Annotated in this window: 21 protein-coding genes; 17 read left to right on the top strand and 4 right to left on the bottom strand. The window is 52.5% G+C overall.

What is annotated here, in order from left to right:
* Window positions 1-126 precede the first annotated feature (126 nt).
* The 3 genes from pheS to ACXUPB_RS11690 all read left to right on the top strand — a co-directional run bounded on the left by pheS (window position 127) and on the right by ACXUPB_RS11690 (window position 3,981).
* Complete coding sequence (pheS, locus tag ACXUPB_RS11700) at window positions 127-1,146, top strand: phenylalanine--tRNA ligase subunit alpha (protein WP_179916399.1); 1,020 nt, start codon at window positions 127-129, stop codon at window positions 1,144-1,146.
* A gap of 26 nt (window positions 1,147-1,172) precedes the next feature.
* A complete protein-coding gene (gene pheT, locus ACXUPB_RS11695) occupies window positions 1,173-3,554 on the top strand; it encodes a phenylalanine--tRNA ligase subunit beta (protein WP_179916398.1) in 2,382 nt (793 codons plus the stop codon).
* Window positions 3,555-3,681: 127 nt separating this feature from the next.
* Window positions 3,682-3,981 (top strand): integration host factor subunit alpha, encoded by a 300-nt coding sequence (locus ACXUPB_RS11690; RefSeq protein ID WP_035555549.1) that lies wholly within the window; start codon window positions 3,682-3,684, stop codon window positions 3,979-3,981.
* 148 nt (window positions 3,982-4,129) lie between these two features.
* On the opposite strand, the gene ACXUPB_RS11685 is transcribed toward ACXUPB_RS11690, so the two are convergent.
* Window positions 4,130-4,336, bottom strand: a complete 207-nt coding sequence (locus ACXUPB_RS11685; RefSeq protein WP_008956864.1) for a DUF2788 domain-containing protein — start codon at window positions 4,334-4,336, stop codon at window positions 4,130-4,132.
* Between the two features lie 143 nt (window positions 4,337-4,479).
* Between ACXUPB_RS11685 and ACXUPB_RS11680 the strand changes: the two genes are divergently transcribed.
* The 8 genes from ACXUPB_RS11680 to ACXUPB_RS11645 all read left to right on the top strand — a co-directional run bounded on the left by ACXUPB_RS11680 (window position 4,480) and on the right by ACXUPB_RS11645 (window position 14,053).
* Window positions 4,480-4,944 carry a flavodoxin gene (locus tag ACXUPB_RS11680; RefSeq protein ID WP_035555554.1) on the top strand — a complete coding sequence of 155 codons (465 nt, stop codon included), beginning with the start codon at window positions 4,480-4,482 and terminating at the stop codon, window positions 4,942-4,944.
* Window positions 4,945-4,947: 3 nt separating this feature from the next.
* Window positions 4,948-5,325, top strand: coding sequence for a hypothetical protein (locus tag ACXUPB_RS11675; protein ID WP_035555557.1), 378 nt, complete (start codon window positions 4,948-4,950; stop codon window positions 5,323-5,325).
* A 259-nt stretch (window positions 5,326-5,584) separates the two neighbouring features.
* The gene (gene tig / locus ACXUPB_RS11670) at window positions 5,585-6,937 is read left to right on the top strand and encodes a trigger factor (RefSeq protein WP_035555561.1); all 1,353 of its coding nucleotides are present in this window, start codon (window positions 5,585-5,587) and stop codon (window positions 6,935-6,937) included.
* Window positions 6,938-7,005: 68 nt separating this feature from the next.
* The gene (gene clpP / locus ACXUPB_RS11665; protein ID WP_035555564.1) at window positions 7,006-7,623 is read left to right on the top strand and encodes an ATP-dependent Clp endopeptidase proteolytic subunit ClpP; all 618 of its coding nucleotides are present in this window, start codon (window positions 7,006-7,008) and stop codon (window positions 7,621-7,623) included.
* 74 nt (window positions 7,624-7,697) lie between these two features.
* On the top strand, window positions 7,698-8,978 hold the full coding sequence (gene clpX / locus ACXUPB_RS11660; RefSeq protein ID WP_008956869.1) for an ATP-dependent Clp protease ATP-binding subunit ClpX: 1,281 nt from the start codon (window positions 7,698-7,700) through the stop codon (window positions 8,976-8,978).
* Window positions 8,979-9,225: 247 nt separating this feature from the next.
* Entirely contained in the window at window positions 9,226-11,637 is a 2,412-nt protein-coding gene (gene lon, locus ACXUPB_RS11655; protein WP_035555568.1) for an endopeptidase La, read from the top strand.
* Between the two features lie 196 nt (window positions 11,638-11,833).
* Entirely contained in the window at window positions 11,834-12,106 is a 273-nt protein-coding gene (gene hupB, locus ACXUPB_RS11650; RefSeq protein ID WP_027335814.1) for a nucleoid-associated protein HU-beta, read from the top strand.
* A gap of 126 nt (window positions 12,107-12,232) precedes the next feature.
* Window positions 12,233-14,053 (top strand): SurA N-terminal domain-containing protein, encoded by a 1,821-nt coding sequence (locus ACXUPB_RS11645; protein ID WP_179916397.1) that lies wholly within the window; start codon window positions 12,233-12,235, stop codon window positions 14,051-14,053.
* 72 nt (window positions 14,054-14,125) lie between these two features.
* Here ACXUPB_RS11645 and ACXUPB_RS11640 read toward each other — a convergent pair whose 3' ends face one another.
* From ACXUPB_RS11640 to ACXUPB_RS11630, 3 genes are read right to left on the bottom strand one after another with little or no spacing between them, the layout of a single operon-like run.
* On the bottom strand, window positions 14,126-14,899 hold the full coding sequence (locus ACXUPB_RS11640; RefSeq protein WP_179916396.1) for a UDP-2,3-diacylglucosamine diphosphatase: 774 nt from the start codon (window positions 14,897-14,899) through the stop codon (window positions 14,126-14,128).
* A gap of 13 nt (window positions 14,900-14,912) precedes the next feature.
* Window positions 14,913-15,413, bottom strand: a complete 501-nt coding sequence (locus ACXUPB_RS11635) for a peptidylprolyl isomerase (RefSeq protein WP_179916395.1) — start codon at window positions 15,411-15,413, stop codon at window positions 14,913-14,915.
* The gene (locus ACXUPB_RS11630) at window positions 15,385-15,507 is read right to left on the bottom strand and encodes a hypothetical protein (protein ID WP_472952528.1); all 123 of its coding nucleotides are present in this window, start codon (window positions 15,505-15,507) and stop codon (window positions 15,385-15,387) included. Before ACXUPB_RS11630 ends, ACXUPB_RS11635 begins: the two co-directional genes overlap by 29 nt.
* Window positions 15,508-15,568: 61 nt before the next feature.
* Here ACXUPB_RS11630 and ACXUPB_RS11625 point away from each other — a divergent pair, with 61 nt between their 5' ends.
* The 6 genes from ACXUPB_RS11625 to ACXUPB_RS11600 all read left to right on the top strand — a co-directional run bounded on the left by ACXUPB_RS11625 (window position 15,569) and on the right by ACXUPB_RS11600 (window position 22,648).
* Complete coding sequence (locus ACXUPB_RS11625) at window positions 15,569-17,248, top strand: glutamine--tRNA ligase/YqeY domain fusion protein (RefSeq protein ID WP_035555584.1); 1,680 nt, start codon at window positions 15,569-15,571, stop codon at window positions 17,246-17,248.
* Between the two features lie 26 nt (window positions 17,249-17,274).
* Window positions 17,275-18,669: a cysteine--tRNA ligase gene (gene cysS / locus ACXUPB_RS11620; protein WP_339935569.1), complete on the top strand. Its 1,395-nt coding sequence runs from the start codon at window positions 17,275-17,277 to the stop codon at window positions 18,667-18,669.
* A gap of 100 nt (window positions 18,670-18,769) precedes the next feature.
* Window positions 18,770-19,696: a glycine betaine ABC transporter substrate-binding protein OsmF gene (osmF, locus tag ACXUPB_RS11615; protein ID WP_339935570.1), complete on the top strand. Its 927-nt coding sequence runs from the start codon at window positions 18,770-18,772 to the stop codon at window positions 19,694-19,696.
* 27 nt (window positions 19,697-19,723) lie between these two features.
* Entirely contained in the window at window positions 19,724-20,923 is a 1,200-nt protein-coding gene (locus ACXUPB_RS11610; RefSeq protein WP_339935571.1) for an ABC transporter permease, read from the top strand.
* The gene (locus ACXUPB_RS11605; protein WP_035555597.1) at window positions 20,920-21,882 is read left to right on the top strand and encodes an ABC transporter ATP-binding protein; all 963 of its coding nucleotides are present in this window, start codon (window positions 20,920-20,922) and stop codon (window positions 21,880-21,882) included. Before ACXUPB_RS11610 ends, ACXUPB_RS11605 begins: the two co-directional genes overlap by 4 nt.
* On the top strand, window positions 21,875-22,648 hold the full coding sequence (locus ACXUPB_RS11600; RefSeq protein ID WP_339935572.1) for an ABC transporter permease: 774 nt from the start codon (window positions 21,875-21,877) through the stop codon (window positions 22,646-22,648). The genes ACXUPB_RS11605 and ACXUPB_RS11600 overlap by 8 nt, the downstream gene beginning before the upstream one ends.
* Window positions 22,649-22,680: the final 32 nt, after the last annotated feature.

Genomic DNA, 22,680 nt, shown 5'->3' with positions numbered 1-22,680 from the left:
TGCCTGAGGTCATTTAAGAGTGACCCATACAGGGGAAGAGCAGCCGCTCTTCCCCTGTTTTTTTGTCACCTACAACGTGCCACGCCATCTTTAGGGATGGACACCGCTTAATTCGGAGTGAAACGGATGGATCACCTTCCTACTCTGGTATCTGAGGCTCGCGACGCCATTCAGGCCGCGCAGAGTGTCGCCGCACTAGACGAGTTACGAGTACGCTACTTAGGTAAGAAAGGTGAGGTAACTGCCTTGCTGAAAGGCCTGGGGAAACTGTCAGCCGATGAGCGCCCGGAAGCGGGTGAGCGAATCAATCAGGCCAAACAAACGCTGGCCGACGAAATCGATGCCAAGCGTCAGCAGCTTGAAAGTGCCGCGCTAAATGCCCGTTTGGCTGCTGAGAGTATCGATGTCACGTTGCCAGGGCGTGGCCAAGCCGAAGGCGGCCTGCACCCGGTGACGCGTACGCTTGAGCGTATAGAGGGACTGTTTACTCGCATTGGTTATGATGTGGCGGTAGGGCCTGAGATTGAGGATGACTATCACAATTTCGAAGCCCTTAACATTCCAGCCCACCACCCCGCTCGTGGCATGGCTGATACCTTCTATTTTGATGCCACGCGCCTTCTCCGTACTCACACCTCGCCGGTGCAAGTGCGTACGATGAAGAGCAGCGAACCGCCCATCCGTATTGTTTGCCCGGGGCGCGTGTATCGCAGCGACTCAGATCTGACCCACACGCCCATGTTCCATCAAGTCGAGGGGCTGCTGGTCGATGAGGGCGTTAGCTTTGCTGATCTCAAAGGTACGATCGAAGACTTTCTGCAGGCATTTTTCGAGCGCGACGATCTTTCGGTGCGTTTCCGTCCTTCCTACTTTCCATTCACTGAACCTTCCGCGGAAGTGGATATTCAGTGCGTGATGTGTAGTGGGGCAGGCTGTCGAGTCTGTTCCCATAGCGGTTGGCTGGAGGTAATGGGTTGCGGCATGGTTCATCCTGAAGTATTCCGGCATTCAGGTATCGATACTGAACGCTATACGGGGTTTGCCTTCGGAATGGGGGCTGAGCGTTTGGCAATGCTGCGCTACGGCGTAAATGATTTACGCCTGTTCTTTGAAAACGATCTGCGTTTTTTACGTCAATTCGCTTAAGACCGCCGCCGAATACAGGATCAACGATGAAATTTTCAGAACAGTGGCTGCGTGAGTGGGTATCGCCGCAGCTTGAAACGCAGGCAATGGCCGATCAAATCACCATGGCGGGCTTGGAAGTTGACGCTGTTGAAGCAGTTGCAGCCGAATTCAGTAAAGTCGTGGTGGCAGAGGTGCTGAGTAAAGAGAAGCATCCTGACGCAGATAAGCTCAATGTGTGTACCGTTGATGACGGCAGTGGTGAGCCTGTCCAGGTTGTCTGCGGGGCGCCTAATGTCGATGTTGGGCAGAAAGTGCCCTTTGCCCAGGTGGGCGGTGTCTTGCCGGGCGATTTTAAAATAAAAAAAGCCAAACTGCGTGGCGTTGAATCACGGGGTATGATTTGTTCAGCATCTGAATTGGGGCTTGAAGAAGAGACGTCACCAGGCATTCTGGTATTGTCAGCAACCGCTCCAGTGGGTGCTGATTTTAGAGAATTCATGCACCTGAATGACATGACCATTGAGGTCGACCTGACGCCCAATCGTGGTGATTGCTTAAGCATTAAAGGATTGTCGCGTGAAGTAGGAGTGCTTAATAGGCTGGCGGTGAGTGGTCCTGCAATAGCGTCGGTGTCCACTGAGATTGACGATAGTTTTGCGATTAGTGTCGAGGCGCCAGAGCAATGCCCTCGCTATATGGGCCGCATTATTAAAGGTGTCAATATTAAGGCTGAGACGCCCCTGTGGATGGTTGAGCGGCTGCGTCGTAGCGGCGTACGCTCTATTGATCCTGTCGTAGATGTCACTAACTACGTGATGTTTGAGTTGGGCCAGCCGCTACATGCTTTTGACCGCGATAATCTTCAAGGTGGCATGGTTATTCGCATGGCCACGCCGGGTGAGCGTTTAACGCTGCTTGATGGTCATGAGGTGTCGCTACGCCCTGGAACGCTGGTCATTGCCGATCATTCCGGCCCGCTAGCGATGGCAGGCGTAATGGGTGGTGAAAACTCAGGCGTTAACGAAAACACTCAGACTATTTTCCTTGAATCTGCGTTCTTTACGCCGCTTGCTATTGCTGGCCAAGCGCGCTCTTACGGTCTGCATACTGATGCATCTCATCGTTTTGAACGTGGAGTTGATCCACAGTTAACGCCCATTGCGGTCGAGCGGGCCACACAGTTACTCATTGAAATTTGCGGTGGCCAAGCTGGGCCTGTTGTTGAAGCGCTAAGCGTTAAGCATATGCCCGAAGAGCGCTCAATCTTATTGCGCAGTGCCCGTTTAGAGCAGGCGCTGTCCAAGACTCTCGATAGCGATGATGTGACCGATATTCTTCAGCGTCTGGGGCTTGATGTCAGTATGCAGGGTGCTGATTGGGCAGTCACCGCGCCTACTTGGCGCTTTGATTTGGCCATTGAGGAAGACCTTATCGAAGAGGTGGCACGTATCCATGGCTATAATAATTTGCCGGTACGTCGCCCTGCAGCACGCTTGGCGCTTCGTTCTGCAGACGAAGCGACGCTCACGCAGGCGCGGCTGCGTCGTCAGATGGTCGCACGTGGCTTTCAAGAGGCGATTACCTACAGTTTTGTGGCGCCCGAGCTGCAAGCGACACTGCTACCAGACGCCGTATCCCCCGTGCTTGCTAACCCTATCTCGGCTGATTTGTCGGTGATGCGGGCCAGCTTGTTTCCTGGCTTGGTTCGTGCCATGGAGTACAACCTCAATCGTCAGCAAGCTCGCGTGCGTTTATTTGAAACCGGGCTAGTATTTAACGGCGAGTTGGATGCTTTGTCACAGGTGCCGATGCTGGGTGCATTGGTGTGTGGCCCGCGTGAAGCAGAAGGGTGGAGTGGCGCAAAAGACCGTGTCGACTTTTATGATCTGAAAGGTGATTTAGAAAGCGTCATCGCTTTAGGTGGCGAAGCCGATACTTGGCGGTTTGAGCCCGCAGAGCACCCCGCGCTTCATCCTGGGCAAAGTGCGCAGCTGTTGCATAACGGTGAGCCAGCAGGCTGGATAGGTACGCTGCACCCGCAAGTGCGAGCAACGCTAGGCCTGAAAATGGATGCTGTGTTGTTTGAAGTGCGCTTGGATATGCTAAGCCAAGGCAGTGTGCCAGCCTTTGAGCCGCTATCTCGCTTTCCAGAGGTGCGGCGTGATTTGGCATTTATACTCAATGAGTCGACACCTGTGCAGGCATTACTCGATTGCGCCAAGCAGCAAGCGGGGGAGTATCTGCAGGATATCAAGCTATTCGATGTCTATTCAGGTAAAGGCGTAGCCGAAGGGCATAAGAGTATTGCGTTGGGCTTGACCTGGCAGCATCCATCGCGCACGCTAAACGACGAAGAAATCAATCAGTTGGTCGATTCAATTGTGACACAAGTGCGTGTCAAGCTGGATGCGGAGCTGCGCGGCTAGTAAGTAACTTAAGTTATTGCTTAGGCTACGCCACGATGCTTATCACGTTCTTGGCAATGCGTTTGCTACTGTACGGTTGATACGGTGCTTTGACGCTGTATCTGCTTCAAGGATAAGGAGAAACCTTATGGGTGCGTTGACCAAAGCAGAACTGGCTGAGCATTTGCATGCTGAGCTAGCCCTGTCCAAACGAGAAGCGAAGGCCATGGTCGAAGCTTTTTTTGAAGAGATTCGAGCCTGTCTTCGTGAGAACGAACAGGTGAAGTTATCGGGGTTTGGTAACTTTGACCTGCGTGATAAGCGCGAGCGACCGGGACGAAACCCTAAAACCGGTGAAGAAATTCCGATTTCTGCCCGGCGGGTGGTAACTTTTCGTCCAGGGCAAAAGCTTAAGCAGCAGGTAGAGCATTACGGGGTCGGTGAGTAGCATTTTGAACTATAGGCGTATGAGCATCTGTTTTATAAGCTTAAGGTTCATAACACTAGATAATCTCATGTTCTTTACAAGGAGTGCCTATGGGCGCTCCTTTTCTTGTTATAGCGCCGAGTCTCAAGTCATGAGGGTTTTCTTGCGACTACATGCCGCCACCTTCTATTAACCACGTAATCACCACCTTGATAACGTAACCCAGCATACCTGCTCCCAACACGACAAACAGCATGATGGTGCCAAATTTGCCAGCGTTGGACTTTTTAGCCAAATCCCAGATAATAAAACACATAAATATAATTAATCCCCCGATCATTATCGGAGTGATCCACGTCTCAAAGGTTTGCTGCATAGTTACTCCTAGGGGTTGTATATGGGCCAAGCATTACGGGTAATGTGTTTCATTCTAACCAGCCATGTTAATATTTGAGCAAATTCATCGGGTATTTGTCGACTTGCGGGTTGGCACTGTGACACTTTGACAGGGGAATGACGATGCCGAAGCTAAATATTTTGGTGGGTACCATGTACGGCGGTGCCCTTGATGTGGCAGAGCAAGTGAAACCCCTATTTGAACAGGCCGGTTACGCTGTGGAGATTGTTGAGCAGCCATCTGTCGATGATATTGTCAGTGGTGGCGCCGATTTGGCGCTGTTTTGTGTCTCGACCACTGGCAGTGGAGATTTTCCCGGCAGTTTTGTGCCCTTTGTCCGGCAGCTGCGTGAACAAAGTCCCGCGCTTACCACGCTTCGCTACGGGCTCATTGCCCTCGGTGATAGCTCCTATGGCGATACTTTTTGCGGTGCAGGCCGCGCGCTAGATGAGTTGCTGGCGGATTATGGCGCGACTCGCTTAGGGGAGCGCCTAGAAATCGACGCCATGGAGACCTTTATGGCCGACGATGCGGCTGTGCCCTGGGTGGAAGAGTGGATCGTTGACCAGCAGTTAAAGGTGGCTTGAGCGATGCAGCGAACGCCCACCTCGCCTGAGCGCATCAGTGTTGCGCTGGGCTTATGTGTCGTTATGCTGGCAACCCTGCCTCGCTACATGGCGGGCGGGCATGAAACCCGCCAGACGCTGATTTTCTTCGCCTTAGCACTGGTGGCTTTTGCGGCTATTATTCAGTGGCGCTTATTGGCTGTGGCGGCGCGTCGCCGCTTGCCGCAGCTATGCAAACGGTTAGCCGTTATGTTACTGCTAGGAATGGTCGTAATGGGTGGCTGGCACGCGCTGTTTACGGAGTGGATTAGTTGGCAGGTGTTCATTTCCCATGGTGCAACGCTTGGCGTACTGATGCACGCAGTAGGCCTATGGTGGGCTGGCGAGGGCCAGGCTCGCTAGTGTTTTTGGTACGGCGATTGAAAAAGTCGCTGCAAGACGTACAAAGCAGTAGAATGGTGTAAATTACGCAGCATGGGGCTAATAATGAAGCTAAACACGCCTTAAAGCGGTTAATTGCTCGCTTATTCCCTTGTTTTTAACATCACTGCCCCCATGTTGCGAGCATGGCGCTTGCCACTATGCGTTGGGGTTCTTAAAATTACCCCCTTGAACTTATTACATGCAATCAACACAACGCCCAGCCGTTAGAGGACAATTCATGCAAGTTTCTGTCGAGACGACCTCCCAGATCGAACGCCGCATTACTATTCAAGTGCCGGCTGCCGAAATTGACGAGGCCGTGAGTGCTCGCTTGAAAGACACCGCGAAGAATGTTCGCTTGAATGGTTTTCGCCAGGGCCGGGTGCCAATGGCAGTAGTCCAGCAGCGCTACGGCCAAGACGTACGTAACGAGGTAGTTAGCGAAGTAATGCGTGAGCGTTACGTGCGCGCTATTACTGATGAAGGCCTCAACCCGGCGGGCTTCCCGCAAATTGAACCTTCCGTTAATGAATCAGGCAAAGACCTTGAATTCGTGGCAGTAATGGAAATCTACCCGCAGGTAGAGCTGGCTTCAATTGAAGGTACTGATATAGAGCGCCCGGTGGTGTCCGTTAGCGATGCAGATGTCGAGGAGATGATCGATACACTGCGTAAGCAAAATGCCGCATGGGAAGAAGTTGATGCTGCTGCCGCCGACGGTGATCAAGTCACTATCGACTTCCAAGGCTATATTGGTGATGAACCGTTCGAAGGCGGTAGTGCCGAAGGTCACACACTGGTCATTGGCTCCAATAGCTTTATTCCAGGTTTTGAAGAGCAGTTAATTGGTGCTAAAGCGGGCGAAGAGAAGACCCTTAACGTCACGTTCCCTGATGATTACCAGGCTGAGCACTTGGCTGGCAAAGAAGCCACTTTTAAGGTAACGATTCACAAAGTCAGCAGCCAGAAACTGCCCGAAGTTGACGCTGAGTTTATCGAGCGTTTTGGCGTTGAAGGCGGCGATCAGGAAAAATTCCGCGCCGAAATCAAGAAGAACATGACCCGTGAAGCATCACAAGCCGTTGATAACCGGGTTAAGCAGCAAGTACTTGATGCACTTAAAAAGGTGAATGAAATTCCTGTGCCGAGCGCACTGGTTCAGCAAGAAACAGATGGCATGAAGCGTCAGGCGGCTCAACAGTTTGGTTTAGGCGAAGATTTTGATGTTAGCCAGCTGCCCAATGAACTTTTCGAAGAGCAGGCTAAAGGCCGAGTTCAGGTTGGTTTGTTGCTGGCAGAAGTCATCAAGGCAAACGAACTTGATGCCGACGATGATGCTATCAAGGCAAAAGTAGCCGAGCTGGCTGAGCAGTATCAAGATCCTGATGAAGTGGTTAGCTACTACATGGGTAACGAGCAGCTGAAAACCCAGGTGAAATCTGCCATTCTCGAAGAGAAGGCGGTGGCTAAGTTACTTGAGCAAACGAACATTAAAGACGTTGAAATGTCTTATCAGCAAGCCCTTGCCGCTGCGCAACAGCAGGCTGAGCAAGATGAGGGTGCTGAAGAAGGCGAGCAAGCTAGCGCCTAACACCCTGGAACGTGGCGCACCTTTATGTCGGTGCGCCTTTCCCTTCCCGGACGCAAGGAATCACCTGAATGAGTGAGTTTGATATTCAAAACGCTGGCGGTTTAGTGCCCATGGTGGTTGAGCAGAGCGCCAAAGGGGAAAGAGCCTACGACATCTACTCACGCCTTTTGAAAGAGCGTGTGATCTTTTTGGTAGGCCCTGTAGAAGACTACATGGCTAATCTGGTCGTCGCTCAGTTACTGTTTCTGGAGTCAGAAAATCCAGATAAAGATATCCACCTGTATATTAACTCGCCTGGTGGTTCGGTCACCGCGGGGATGTCGATTTACGACACTATGCAGTTTGTGAAGCCGGACGTGTCTACGGTATGTATTGGCCAAGCGGCCAGCATGGGTGCGCTGTTATTGACAGCAGGTGCTGCTGGTAAACGTTACTGCTTGCCCAATTCACGGGTGATGATTCATCAGCCGCTGGGTGGTTACCAAGGCCAGGCTTCTGACATAGAAATTCATACCCGTGAAATTCTGGGTATTCGCGAAAAGCTGAATCAAATCCTTGCCCACCATACGGGCCAAGATATCGAAACTGTCTCGCGTGATACAGATCGGGATAATTTCATGAGCGCCAGTAAAGCCACAGAGTATGGCTTGATTGACGCAGTGCTGGATAAGCGGCCTACATCCTGATAGCGTAATAGGATTCTGCTTTTCTAACGAGCTTTTCCGGCGGCGTAAGCCGCCGCAGTGATAGAGGTATGCGAATGGCCGACGGCAAAGGCAAGGACGAAGGTGGCAAACTGCTCTACTGCTCGTTTTGTGGAAAGAATCAAAACGAAGTACGTAAGCTGATTGCGGGCCCGTCCGTTTATATCTGCGATGAGTGTGTCGACTTATGTAATGACATTATTCGCGAGGAAGTTCTCGAAGCCGATGCCGAGAGCGATGAGGAGCGTTTACCTACGCCTCGCGAAATACGTCATACGCTTGATGACTACGTCATCGGACAAGATCGCGCCAAAATGGTGCTTTCCGTAGCGGTGTATAACCACTACAAGCGTCTGAAAACAGATGTGCGCGACGGCGATGTAGAATTAGGTAAATCAAACATTCTGCTGATTGGTCCCACTGGTAGCGGTAAAACGCTGTTAGCGGAGACGATGGCACGGTTACTGAATGTACCTTTTACCATTGCGGATGCAACCACGCTGACGGAAGCCGGCTATGTCGGTGAAGATGTCGAAAACATCATCCAGAAGTTGTTGCAGAAGTGCGATTACGACGTTGAGAAAGCCGAGCGCGGGATTGTTTATATTGATGAAATCGACAAGATTTCACGCAAATCGGATAACCCTTCAATTACGCGTGATGTCTCGGGTGAAGGCGTCCAGCAAGCATTGCTGAAGCTTATTGAAGGTACAACGGCTTCTGTGCCACCTCAAGGTGGACGCAAACATCCCCAGCAGGAATTTGTCCAAGTTAATACGGGCAATATTCTGTTTATCGTAGGCGGTGCGTTTGCGGGGCTGGAGAAAGTTATTCGTGACCGTGCTGAGAAGGGCGGTATCGGCTTCAATGCAGCGGTGAAAAGCAAGGAGTCCTCCCGTGGGGTGGGTGAACTGCTGGCTGACGTAGAGCCTGATGATCTAGTGAAATTTGGCTTGATTCCTGAGTTTGTAGGGCGTTTGCCGATCATCGCCACACTAACGGAGCTCACCGAAGATGCATTGGTGCAGATTCTGACCGAGCCCAAGAATTCGCTGGTTAAGCAGTACGCTAAGCTGTTTGAAATGGAAGATGTGACGCTTGAGTTCAGAGATGAAGCGTTACGTGCTGTGGCTGAGAAAGCGATGGAGCGTAAAACTGGCGCGCGTGGCCTGCGCTCTATTCTAGAGTCAGTGCTGCTTGACACCATGTACGAAATTCCATCACTTGAAGGTGTCAGTAAAGTCGTTATTGACGGTTCAGTGATTGCCGGTGAGAGCGAGCCTCTTTTGATCTATTCCCAGCAAGAAGAAGCGCTAGTCGACGGCACTGATGGTTAGTGGCTAGTTGACCAGTCGGCCCAGCTTTAACCGCTTGCGCTAAAATCAAGGGGTCGCTTAGGCGACCCCTTGTTGTTGAAGAGCCCTGTCGCTGAAGAGCCTTGCCGTTGAAAAGCTTTGTCGTGAAGTATTACTGCCTAGTCCGCTCAATGCTAATGTGGTTGAACATCGCTTACTGACGACTGCGCAGTACTTTTCCAAGTACTCTTTTTTAAGTACTCATCCGATTTGCCGAGGAACGTCTGCGATGCAGCAGAACGCCGAACAGACACAATGTCTACCCCTTTTACCGTTGCGCGATGTGGTCGTTTATCCGCAAATGGTAATACCCCTTTTTGTTGGTCGTGAAAAGTCTATCCAGGCGCTTGAAGCAGCGATGGAGGCTGATAAGCGTGTATTGCTGGTGGCTCAACGTGAAGCGTCTCAGGATGAGCCGGATAACGCTGATCTTTATGCTATGGGTACCGTGGCTGACATTATGCAGCTGCTCAAGCTTCCTGATGGCACGGTTAAAGTACTCATTGAGGGTAATTTTCGAGCGGATGTACTAAGCGTTGAAGAGAATGAAGCCGGCTACACGCAGGCGCACTTAACACCACGAGAGAGTGAGCCGCTTACTAGTCGTGAGCAAGAAGCGCTTGTGCGCGTATTACTCAATCAGTTTGAGCAGTACGTCAAGCTGTCTAAGAAAGTCCCTAACGAGGTACTTAACTCGTTATCAGGGATTGAAGACCCAAGCCGCTTGGTGGACACCATTTGTGCTCATCTGTCGCTGAAGATTGGTGATAAGCAGGAATTGCTTGAGATGGATCGCGTGCGCGATCGTATTGAACACCTGATGGCGCTGATTGAGTCTGAAATCGATCTGCTGCAAGTGGAGAAGCGCATCCGCTCGCGGGTTAAAGAGCAGATGGAGAAGACGCAGCGCGAGTACTATCTCAATGAGCAGATGAAAGCCATCCAGAAAGAGATGGGTGAGCTGGATAATGTGCCCAATGAGGCTGAAAAGTACGAGCTCGCGATTAAAGAGTCCGGTATGCCCAAGGAGGCATCTGAGAAAGCGACGCAAGAGCTTAACAAGCTCAAAATGATGGCTTCAAATTCCGCTGAAGCGACCGTTGTGCGCTCTTATCTGGATTGGCTAGTCGCGGTGCCTTGGAAGAAGCGCACACGTGTGAAGCACGATCTCGTCAAAGCTCAGCAAGTGTTGGATGAAGACCATTACGGCCTCGAAGAGGTAAAAGCGCGCATCCTAGAGTATCTTGCCGTGCAGAAGCGGGTGCGCAAGATGAAAGGACCTGTATTGTGTTTGGTGGGCCCGCCTGGAGTGGGTAAAACCTCTCTCGGCCAATCTATCGCCCGTGCCACCAATCGTAAGTATGTGCGTTTGGCGCTGGGTGGCGTTCGCGATGAGTCAGAAATTCGCGGCCATCGCCGCACCTATATCGGGTCGCTGCCGGGTAAATTGATGCAGCGGATGAGCCGTGCTGGGGTTAAAAATCCCCTGTTCTTGCTGGATGAGGTCGACAAGCTTGGCATGGATCATCGCGGCGATCCAGCCTCTGCATTGCTTGAAGTGCTTGATCCTGAGCAAAATAACAGCTTTAGCGATCACTATCTGGAGCTCGATTACGATCTTTCAGAAACACTATTCATCTGTACGGCTAATTCGATGAATATTCCTAGTGCGCTTCTAGATCGTATGGAGATTATTCGTCTGCCGGGTTACACCGAAGATGAAAAACTGGCCATCGCTAAGCGCTACTTATTGCCTAAGCAGTTAGCAGCAAACGGTTTGAAGGGTGAGGAGTTAACGCTGGAAGATAGCGCGCTTTTAGAGCTTATTCGCTATTACACTCGTGAAGCAGGTGTGCGTGAGCTTGAGCGTCAGATCGCCAAAGTGTCGCGTAAAGTGCTACGTGAACGCCTTGAAAATGAGCGTGACCCTGCCTCTGATCAAGATGGTCAGAGCTTAACGGCCGAACAGATTGAACACTATGCAGGGGTGCGTCGCTATAGTTACGGTCTGGCTGAGCAAGAAGATCAAATTGGCCGAGTCACTGGGCTTGCCTGGACATCGGTCGGTGGCGAATTGCTTAATATTGAGTCAGTGGTTACGCCGGGTAAGGGGCGAATTAACAAAACTGGCTCACTCGGTGATGTCATGAAAGAGTCGGTAAGCGCGGCACATACCGTGGTTAGAGCTAGAGCACAAGCATATGGAATTGATCCTGAGCGGTTCGAAAAAGAGGATCTGCATATCCACGTGCCCGAAGGAGCTACGCCTAAGGATGGCCCAAGCGCGGGTATTGCCATGGTGACCGCGATCGTTTCTGCTTACACGCAGCGGGCGGTACGTTGTGATGTGGCAATGACCGGTGAGGTCAATCTGCGCGGTGAAGTGTTGCCCATCGGCGGTCTGAAGGAGAAATTGCTGGCAGCCCGTCGCGGTGGTATAAAGACAGTGCTAATTCCTGAAGAAAACCGTCGTGATCTCAAGGAAGTACCTGACAATATCAAAGGCGCACTTGATATTCGTCCGGTACGTTGGATAGATGATGTCTTAGCCGTAGCGCTAGCTGATAAGGTAGAAGAGGGTGCACCGTTGAAAAGCACCGACGCATCGTATAGTAATACCGTAGTTGCTAGTACCCATTAAACTGTTAAAGTCCTCTTTGGTCTTTAATTTTACTTAATATTTGTGCCCGCTACTTTGTGTGGCGGGTATCTCACGACATGGTTGCTTGACAGGTGTTTCAAGGCGTTGCTATAAAACGCAGCTATGCTTTGATCGTTGTACCTATCGGTGACCATGCCGTTCAGAGCCATTTTTTGAAACAGTCAAGGGGTGAAGAGTGAATAAGTCCGAGCTGATTGAAGCCATTGCCGCGTCTGCAGATATCCCGAAAGCAGCGGCAACCCGCGCATTGGATGCCATGGTGGAGTCTGTCACCGATAGCCTTAAGAAGGGCGACAGCGTATCACTAGTAGGCTTTGGTACCTTCGCGATCAAAGAACGTGCTGCACGAACTGGCCGCAACCCGCAAACGGGACAGCCAATCCAGATCAGTGCTGCCAAAGTACCCAGCTTCAAAGCAGGTAAAGCGCTGAAAGACGCCGTCAACTAATTTGACCGCGTTTGCTGTAACCTAATGGGCGCATCGCATTGGCGATGCGCCCATGTTATTTTCTGGCCCCCTATTTGTTAGGATTTAGCGGGTCGATGTGTTTGGCTGTGACTATCTGAGGCTAGCATGCTGCAAAGTATTCGAGATGGCTCCAGGAGCTGGGGTGCCAAAATTATTATCGGTGTTATGGTCGCGGCCATGGCGCTTTTCGGGATTGAATCACTGTTTGGGCTTTTTGGCAGCGATCCAGACGAAGTAGCGAGTGTCAACGGGCAGCCCATCATGCGTCAGCAGGTTGAGCTCGGGGTGCAGCGCGCTTTACGCTCAGGGCAGGTGCCGCCTGAGCAAGAGCGAGCCCTACGCAGCGACATGCTTGACCAGCTCATCACCCAGGAACTGTTATCCCAGTACGCCGAAGAGGGTGGCTTTGCTGTTTCAGAAGAGCAACTTGATCAACTGATTGTCAGTCTGCCTGAGTTCCATGATCAGGATGGTCGTTTTTCTGCTGAAGTTTTTCGTAACCGCTTAGCGGGCGCGGGCTATACGCCATTATCTTTCCGTCAAGAATTGCGCGTCGATATCCAGCGACAGCATTTACAGCAGGGTCTAGCTTTCAGCGATTTTAGCTTACCCAATGAACAAGAGCGTCTGGCAGAGTTGCAGCGCCAGGAGCGGAGCTTACGCTATGTGGTGCTAGATGGTGATGACGTCGAGGCTGATATCAATGTCAGTGAAGACGACCTGCAAGCCTATTATGATGCCCACCAAGAGCGCTATGAACGTCCCGAACAGGTGCGTCTTGAGTATGTGATAGTTGATCGTCAGGCAATGGCAGAAGGCCGCGATGTTGATGAAGAGGCGCTACGGGATGCATGGCGCGAGCAGAATCGTGACGCTGACCGCCAAGTCTCCCATATCATGATTACCTTTGGTGATGAACGTACTCGTGACGAAGCTCAGGAAATGGCTGAAACAGCCAGGCAAGCATTGGATAGCGGTGAATCGTTTGCCGATACCGCTCTGCGCTACTCTGATGATACGGCCAGTGCCGAAGAGGGTGGGGATCTTGGGGTAATCAGCCGTGGCTTCTTTGGGGATAGCTTTGATGAAGCAGCTTTTTCTTTAGAAGAGGGTGATGTATCCCAGCCGGTTGAATTGGATAATGCTTTTCACATTATTCAGGTGACGGATATTCAAGGCCCAACATTTGAAGAGCAGCGCGATGAGCTGGCGCGGGAAGTGGCGCTGAGCGATGTTGATGATGAATTTAATCAGCGAGTTCAGCAGCTAATTGATGAAAGCTTCGCTGCGGATGATCTGCAAAGCGTTGCTGAAAGCATTGGTCTTACCCTTAATGAGAGCGATTGGCTTGCCCGTGATGACGAAGCGGAAGGCGTTTTATCCGAGCCTGGTGTGATGTCAGCGGCGTTCAGCAACGACGTGCTGGAAGAGGGTTATAACAGTGAAGTTATCGAGTTAGACCAAGATCGTCGGATGGTGCTGCGTATTGCTGAACAGCGCGATGCAACGTTACTGCCTCTGGATGAGGTCCGCGAGGAGGTCGAAATATCCGTAGCCGCTGAGCAGCAGCAGCAAGCATTGCGTGAAGAGGCGCAATCATTGATTTCAGAACTGCAAGCAGGTGAGGAGTTGGATGTCGATTGGCTCGAAGCTAATAACGTTAGTCGCCAAGCAGATACCACCGTACCTCAAACGATTGTTCAGGAAGCTTTCCGCATGCCACGGCCTGATGAGGGTGAGAGCGTTTATCGTGCCGTTGAACTTCCCCAAGGCGTTGCCGTTGTAGCATTGGATAGCGTGAGTGACGGTGAAATTGATGAGCAGATGGAAACGTTTGTCTCACAAATGGCGGAACAACTGCGTGCTCAATCGGTTCTCCAAGGTTTGGTTGATGACTTGCGCAGCGATGCAGACATAGAGCAATAGAATCGCTTAAGCAGGTTCAAAAAAGCCGATCTCGCGATCGGCTTTTTTGTATCCGTAAATAGCGGTCTCAGGTCAGGCGTCAGGTAATTCGGTGAAAGAGAACTGACGCAACTTTGGTGCCGTTTGATCTGAGCGCTCAACCACGATATCCCAGCCACGTTGGCTATCCCAATCGCCTAACACATAACGTTTGGCGGGTACTTCTTCAACCGTCAGGTCATGTACGTGAGGGCGGTGAGTGTGACCATGAATCATAGTGGCAACACCAAACCGCTCCATCAGCAAAATTACTTCCTGCTGTGTCACATCCATGATTGCCTCAGCTTTATTGGCGTTAGCCTCGCCCGACTGCATGCGTAGGCTTTTGGCCAGCTCTAGACGTTGTTCCAGCGGTAGAGCCAATATCTGAGTTTGCCACTCTGGGTTGCGCGACTGCTGACGGAAAGCCATGTAGGCTTCATCTTGGGTGCATAAGCTATCGCCATGAAGGAGTACCACGGGTACCCCCTGAATCTCGACTTCCTCAATGTCAGGTAGCAGCATCGCCTGACAAGCGTTAACAAAGCGCTCGCCGAGTAAAAAATCACGGTTGCCATGCATCAAATAAACAGTGGTGCCGTCACTGCTAAGCCTGTGCAACCGCTTAATAACCTCTTGAGCCACAATGCTGAGCGGATGGTCAGTGGCATCAAGAAGGTCATCACCCATCCAGGCATCAAAAAGGTCGCCCAGAATATAAAGAGCATCGGCTCCTGGGGCAGTATGTTCTAAGTAGCGGTAAAACCCCTGATTAATCTCAGGGGTGTCGCTACTTAGATGCAGGTCGGCAACAAGCAATGTGCGCATAAAGCTCCCAGTGTCATTCCGCTTCCTTCATGTAAGCGCGTTCGATGATCACGTCTTCAGCGGGTACATCGGCGTGCATGCCGCGGCGTGTAGTGGCCACGTTTTTAATCTCGTTGACCACTTCCATACCGTCAACGACTTCGCCAAATACCGCATAGCCCCAGCCTTGAAGACTTTTACCGCTGTGATCAAGAAAGCTATTGTCGCCTACATTAATAAAAAACTGCGCAGTGGCAGAATGCGGGTCCTGGGTGCGAGCCATGGCTAGCGTACCGATAGTGTTTTTTAAGCCGTTGTCGGCTTCGTTCTCGATCGGGTCACCGGTCGGCTTCTGCTCGAAGTCTTTATCAAAACCGCCGCCTTGGACCATGAATCCGTCAATCACCCGGTGAAACAGGGTGCCGTCATAAAACCCGTCGCGAACGTACTGCTCAAAGTTCGCCGCGCTAATCGGCGCTTTTTCATGGTTAAGCGCGATGGTGATGTCACCGTGGTTCGTCTGTAATACGATCATGGATAAATTCCTGTTCAATAAAGGCGTTCGCCTTGGCGCTGTGCATCGGCGTCACGTTATAATAGCGGTTTTGCCCTGCACCGCGAAGGGCCATAGGAGTATCCTATGTTCTCACGGCTCAGTACGCCATCCACCACGAGGTTATCAACACCACCATGACCAACGAGACCACCCCAGCGCCGAACTTCATTCGCAACCAAGTACGCGACGAAATCGAGGGCGGCCAGGTCACTAAAATCGTGACACGCTTCCCCCCCGAGCCCAACGGTTTTTTGCACATCGGCCATGCAAAGTCGATCTGTCTCAATTTTGGGCTGGCGGAGCAAATGGGTGGCGAATGTCATCTGCGTTTTGATGATACCAACCCGGCGAAAGAAGAACAGGCGTACATCGATGCGATCAAAGAGGATGTCACCTGGCTAGGCTTTGAATGGGCAGGCCCTGTGCGTTTTGCTTCTGACTACTTCGACCAGCTCTATACCTGGGCGCAGCACTTGATGCGTGAAGGAAAAGCCTACGTGGACGATCTTTCGCCGGATGAAATTCGCGAGTACCGCGGCACGCTGACGGCACCGGGCACCCCCAGCCCTTACCGTGAGCGTAGCGCCGAAGAGAACCTTGATCTGCTGGCGCGAATGCGCGAAGGCGAATTTGGTGAAAGTGAAAAGGTCGTGCGCGCTAAAATTGACATGGCGTCGCCTAATATCAACTTGCGCGACCCTATCCTTTACCGCATCCGCCACGCCAGCCATCACCAAACGGGCGATAAGTGGAAAATCTACCCTTCTTATGATTTCACCCATGGTCAGTCGGATGCCATTGAAGGTGTTACGCACTCGATCTGTACTCTGGAGTTTGAAGATCACCGCCCGCTGTATGAGTGGTTTTTAAATAACCTTCCTGTGCCCGCCAAGCCGCGCCAAATCGAATTTGCCCGTCTCAATCTTGATTACACGTTAACCTCCAAGCGCAAGTTGAAGCTGTTGGTGGACGAACAGATTGTCGATGGCTGGGATGACCCACGGATGCCGACGATCTCCGGCATGCGTCGCCGCGGTTATACACCGACCTCTATCCGCAAATTCTGCGAGATGATTGGCGTTACCCGTGCCGACGGTGGCCTGGTGGATATCGCCATGTTAACCCACGCCATTCGCTCGGATCTTGAAGACAATGCCCCGCGCGCCATGTGTGTGTTAAAGCCGCTGAAAGTCGTGCTCACCAATGTGCCGGAAGATCACAAAGAGATGTATGAAGTGCCAGGGCATCCTGCACGTGAAGATATGACGATGCGCAAGGTGCCCTTTACTCGGGAGCTTTACATCGATCAAGACGACTTTATGGAAGATGCGCCTAAGAAGTTCTTCCGCCTCGCGCCAGGTAAAGAAGTGCGTCTGCGCAATAGCTATGTGATTCGCTGTGACGAGGTAATTAAGGACGCGGCCGGTGACATCAGCGAGCTGCATTGTTCAGTGGATTTCGATACGCTGGGCAAAAACCCGGAAGGCCGCAAGGTGAAAGGGGTTATTCATTGGGTAAGTGCTGACCACGGTTTGCCAGTGGAAGTGCGCCTGTATGACAACCTGTTCACCGTTGAGCAACCAGATCGTGACAAAGATGTCGACTTCCTAGAGCACTTAAATCCGGAATCGCTGGTCGTTTGTCAGGCAATTGGCGAGCCAAGCCTTGCGGAGGCCACGCCCGAATCACGCTTCCAGTTCGAGCGCGTCGGTTACTTCTGTGCAGATCGTCATGATTCCACGCCAGAGCATTTAGTGTTTAACCGCACCGTTGGATTAAAAGATAGCTGGGCAAAAATCAAGCAGAAGGGCTAAAGGCCAGGAAAAACATGGATAGCCATATGCATATTTACAATACGCTGACGCGTCGCAAAGAACCTTTCACCCCGCTTGTAGCGGGAAAAGTCAGCATGTATGTCTGCGGCATGACGGTGTATGACTATTGCCATCTTGGTCATGCCCGCGTCATGGTCGCCTTTGACGTCATCACCCGCTACCTGCGTGAGCGTGGCTACGATGTTAACTATGTGCGCAACATTACCGATATTGATGACAAGATACTGAAGCGTGCTGACGAAAATGGTGAAAGCATCACCGCGCTAACCGAGCGCATGATTGCCGCCATGCACGAAGATGAAGCGCGTCTGTTTGTTTTGCCACCGACTCATGAGCCCCGCGCCACCGGTCATATCGACGATATCGTGGCAATGATTGAAACGCTGATTGAAAAAGGCTTTGCCTATGCGGCCGATAACGGCGATGTTTACTACCGTGTACGCAAATTTGCCAATTACGGCAAGCTCAATAATCGCCAACTAGACGATATGCGCTCTGGTGCTCGGGTGGATGTTGATGTTCATAAAGAAGACCCACTCGACTTTGTACTTTGGAAGGCTGCCAAACCGGGTGAGGCCCACTGGTCGTCGCCGTGGGGGAATGGGCGTCCCGGCTGGCACATCGAGTGCTCGGCGATGTCGACCTGCTGCTTGGGTGATACCTTCGATATTCACGGTGGCGGGCCGGATCTAACCTTTCCGCATCATGAAAATGAGATTGCGCAAAGCGAAGCGGCCACTGGCAAGACCTACGTCAACACCTGGATGCACGCTGGGGCAGTGCGGGTGAACAAGGAGAAGATGTCCAAATCTCTGGGCAACTTCTTCACCATTCGCGATGTACTGGCCGAACACGACCCTGAAGTGGTGCGCTTTCTGCTGGTGGCCAGTCACTATCGTAGCCCGATCAACTATTCGGTGGATTCACTGACCGAAGCACGCAAATCGCTGACACGTTTATACACAGCGCTAGAAGGCGTCGACACTGACGCTATTGCCAGCAGTAAGGCATCCCCTTACCGAGAGCGTTTTACTCAGGTCATGGACGATGACTTCAACACGCCTGAAGCGCTGGCGGTCATGTTTGAGCTGGCGCGTGAGGTCAATCGCGCCAAGCAGGAGCAGCCCGACGAGGCCGCTAGGCTTGGGGGCGAGCTCAAGCAGCTAGGGGCTATTTTGGGGCTGCTTCAGCAGGCGCCGCAAATTTTCCTGAAAGGCACGCAGCAACAGGGTATGCCGCTTAGCGAAAGCGAGATTGAAGCGAAAATTGCTCAACGTATTGAGGCGAAAGCGAATAAGGACTTCGCTCAGGCGGATGCGATTCGCGATGAGCTCTCAGCCCTAGGGATTATTCTTAAAGACTCACGCGAAGGTACTTCTTGGGTGTTAGAAGCACCTTAAACGCCGATGGCTTTATCTTAGGCTCTGACTTAAACGCTGATGGCTCTTATACTTCATAAGAGCCTCAGTAAAAAAAGCCCACTTCAAAAGGAATTCCAAGATGCGCTTTTCAGCTAATCCTATCATTGCTAAGCCCCTAATCGTTGCTTGCGCCGTATCCGTTATTTCCCTTTCCCAGGCCAGCGCTGATGAGTCGGTAGTGGTGTCCTCCAAGATCGACACGGAAGGGTCGGTGTTGGGTGAGCTGATCATTCAGACTTTGGAACGCAACGATATTGCTACCGAAAACCGCTTACAGCTTGGTGGTACTAGCGTTGTGCGGTCGGCATTAGAAGCTGGCGAAATTGATGTGTACCCTGAGTACACGGGCAATGGTGCCTTCTTTTTTGATATGGCCGACAGTCCAGTGTGGAACGATGCGGATCAAGCGTTCGAAACCGTTAAAGAGCGTGGCGCGGAACAAGGCTTGGTCTGGCTGCAGCCAGCTAGTGCTAACAACACCTGGGCAATGAGCGTCCGCGAAGACGTAGCCACTGAAAATGAATTGGTCAGTTTAGAAGACCTCGCGGCCTATCTGGCGGAAGGGGGGGAGTTCAAATTCGCCGCCAGCGCTGAATTTGTGGAATCCGCACAGGCGTTACCTGCGTTTCAGGAAGCCTACGGTTTTGAATTGAGCGATGAGCAACTGCTGGTGCTGTCGGGTGGCAATACTGCTGCCACCATGCGTGCCGCCGCCCAGCAAACCAGTGGCGTTAACGCCGCCATGACTTATGGCACCGACGGTGGCTTAAGTGCACTGGGTCTGGTCGTACTGGAAGATACTAAAGGCGTGCAGCCCGTATACCAGCCTGCCCCTGTGGTGCGTGAAAGCGTGCTGGAAACGTATCCCGAAATGGAAGCGCTGCTCAACGAGGTCTTTGCCACCCTTGATCTGGTCACTCTGCAAACGCTAAATGCAGATGTTGCCGTTAACGGGCTGTCACCGACCCAAGTGGCCAGCGACTATCTGGATACGCTAGCTGATTAATGTGTTTATGCCTGGGATAACTAATTAATGTCGTTGCTGGATGCATTGCCCACCCTTCGGCTTCGCTGGGATGGGCGGCACCCTAACACTGTGCTTGTTAGCCTCAGTCTTATCATGCTGGCCGCATTCTGGGGTTGGGACGTGGTTAGCATGGCTCCCAATCGGATTGTTCAGGGAACGAGCTACGGCGCGCTTGAGGCCTTAGGCTGGCCCGGCGCGCTGTTAGCCACATTACTGCTCAGTTTCATTGGCATATTAGCGTGGCAACCGAGTCACCGGCACTATCGCGCTCTGTTAGCGGCAGTAATGACCTTGATGGCACTCATGCCCGTGGGGTTAATTGCCAGCAGCTACTTACTGATTGACCCTGAACTGCCCCAGGCGCGTTTAGGCCTGGGGGCAGCGTATTGGGTAGTGCTGTTTGTATTACTACTGTGCTTAATTGAAATACGCTTACGCTTAAAGCTCACTCGTCTCTGGCCCACGCTGCTGTTATGTGGCGTGGCATTGGTGTGGTGGCTGTGTGCAACTTTGTGGCTGGATAGCCTTGCCCTGGTGCAGGAGTTTAAGGCGCGTGATCGGCAGTTTCTGAGAGCTATTGGTCAGCACGTGACGCTGGTTGGGGCTGCCGTCAGTATTAGCGTGGTGGTTGGCTTAGTGCTAGCGATGCTGATGCGCCGCTATGCACGGCTGCAGAAAAGCGCTTTCGCAGTACTCAATTTTCTACAAACCATTCCCAGTCTTGCCTTGTTTGGCCTGCTACTGGCGCCGCTTGCTTGGCTTGCTGCCAACGTGCCATTGCTAGGCCGGCTTGGCGTCAGCGGGATCGGTACGACGCCTGCCTTGATCGCACTGATTGCCTATAGCCTGCTCCCCATGGTGCGTAACACCTATATCGCTCTTGAAGAAGTAAGCCCCGATACCCTGGAAGCCGCCAAGGGGATGGGAATGCGTGCTGGCCAGCGTTTTTGGCAGGTGCGGCTACCGCTGGCGCTGCCGGTGCTACTTGAGGGGGTGCGTATTACCACGGTTCAGGCCATTGGTCTTACCGCCGTTGCCGCTTTGATCGGGGCGGGTGGGCTCGGCACCTTTATTTTTCAGGGTTTGGGTCAAGCAGCCATGGACATGGTTCTGCTCGGCGCACTGCCCATTTTAATGCTGGCTCTGGTCGTGGATGCGGGCTTGGGCGCCCTGGCAGAAGCACTGCGCCCCGGAGGAACACGATGATTGAGCTTTCCCATGTCTCAAAGCGATTTGGTGAAGAAACCGCGGTGGATGATATTTCGCTGCGTGTGCCTAAGGGCAAATTTTGTGCGCTGGTAGGTACCTCCGGCTGTGGTAAATCGACCACGCTGCGCATGATCAATCGCTTAATCGAGCATAGCGAGGGTGACATTATTCTGGATGGCCAGGCCATTGAGGTGTATGACCCGGTAAAACTACGCCGCCGGATTGGTTATGTCATTCAGCACACCGGTTTGTTCCCTCACTGGAACGTGGCGCGCAATATTGGTTTGGTACCGCGTTTATTGAAGTGGTCAGCCGCCGATGTCCAGGGGCGGGTCGAAGAGTTGATGGACTTGCTAGGCTTGCCTGTCGGGGAGTTTGCGCATAAATATCCTCACCAGCTTTCAGGTGGGCAGGCGCAACGAGTCGGTGTGGCAAGGGCATTGGCCGCGGACCCCGATATTTTGCTGATGGATGAACCTTTCGGCGCCCTTGATCCGATTACCCGTGAAAAGCTTCAGGATGAGCTGGCCAAACTACAGGCGCGGCTGCACAAAACGGTGGTCTTCGTTACCCATGACATGGATGAAGCCCTCAAGCTAGCGGATCATTTGGTGGTGATGCGCGAAGGGCGAATCGTGCAGCAGGGTTCTCCGCTCGCGCTGTTGCAACAGCCAGCCGACTCGTTTGTCGAGTCATTGTTGGGAGGGCTTGAACGGGGGCTCAAACAGGCTGCTTTAACCCGCGTTAAAGATCACATGACCTCCATGGGGCCGACTCTGCCCGCTCAATCACGAATCCCGGCCGATTTTTCGCTGCGTCAGGCGCTTTCCATGATGCTGCGCGACCACAGCGATAGGCTTACAGTTGTCGATCAGCACGATGTCCCCATTGGCGAGCTATCGCTGCGCAGGATCATCAAGGAAGCACAACTGGATAAAGGAAGTGCGCGTGAGTAATTCGCTGAGTGTCGCGCAGCCACGCAAAAGAGCCCCGCTGTGGCTTTGGCCACTGGTCTGGGGAGCACTGCTGTTGCTCAGCGTTGTGGCCATGTCTGCTGCCGAGCCACTGTTTCGCTGGATAGAACCCGATGCCAGGCAGGTGATTTATGACCGCGCTGATTTCTATGTGCTGCTGGGCCGCCACCTCCTTGTGGTGGGCATAGCGGCGATTGTGACCGTTGTCGTAGGCGTCTCAGCTGGCATTGTGGTGACTCGCGATCGCGGCAGTGATTTTTTACCGTTGGTAGGGCAGTTGGCTTCGCTGGGACAAACCTTTCCGCCGGTGGCCGTGCTGGCGCTGGCGGTACCTGTACTCGGATTTGGTACCTTGCCCATCATTGTCGCCTTGATGCTGTATGGCATGTTGCCCATCGTGCGTAATACGCTTGCCGGACTGCAGGAGGTTGATATCGACATAAAGACCGCCGCACACGCCATGGGCATGACACCGACACAGACATTGCGTTATGTCGAGCTGCCGCTGGCGGCCCCGGTCATCCTGGCGGGCATTCGCACCTCTGTCACTATCAATATCGCCACGGCTGCTCTGGGGGCGACTGTTGGAGCCAGTAACCTTGGCGACCCGATTATCTCCGGCATCGTTAACGGCAATATGGCCTATGTAGTTCAGGGGGCGTTGACCATTGCGTTATTGGCATTGACGGTCGACAGCCTGTTTGAAGTGCTGCAACAACCACTGCGTTCTCGGCTCTCTGCGGCTTAAGTTGTATCCCTAAAGTGCTTGTGCTGCGTTAC

The organism is Vreelandella sp. DA03-1M, from assembly GCF_055725665.1.
Note: the sequence above shows the minus strand (reverse complement) of the source record. Positions and strands in the feature narration are given on the sequence as shown.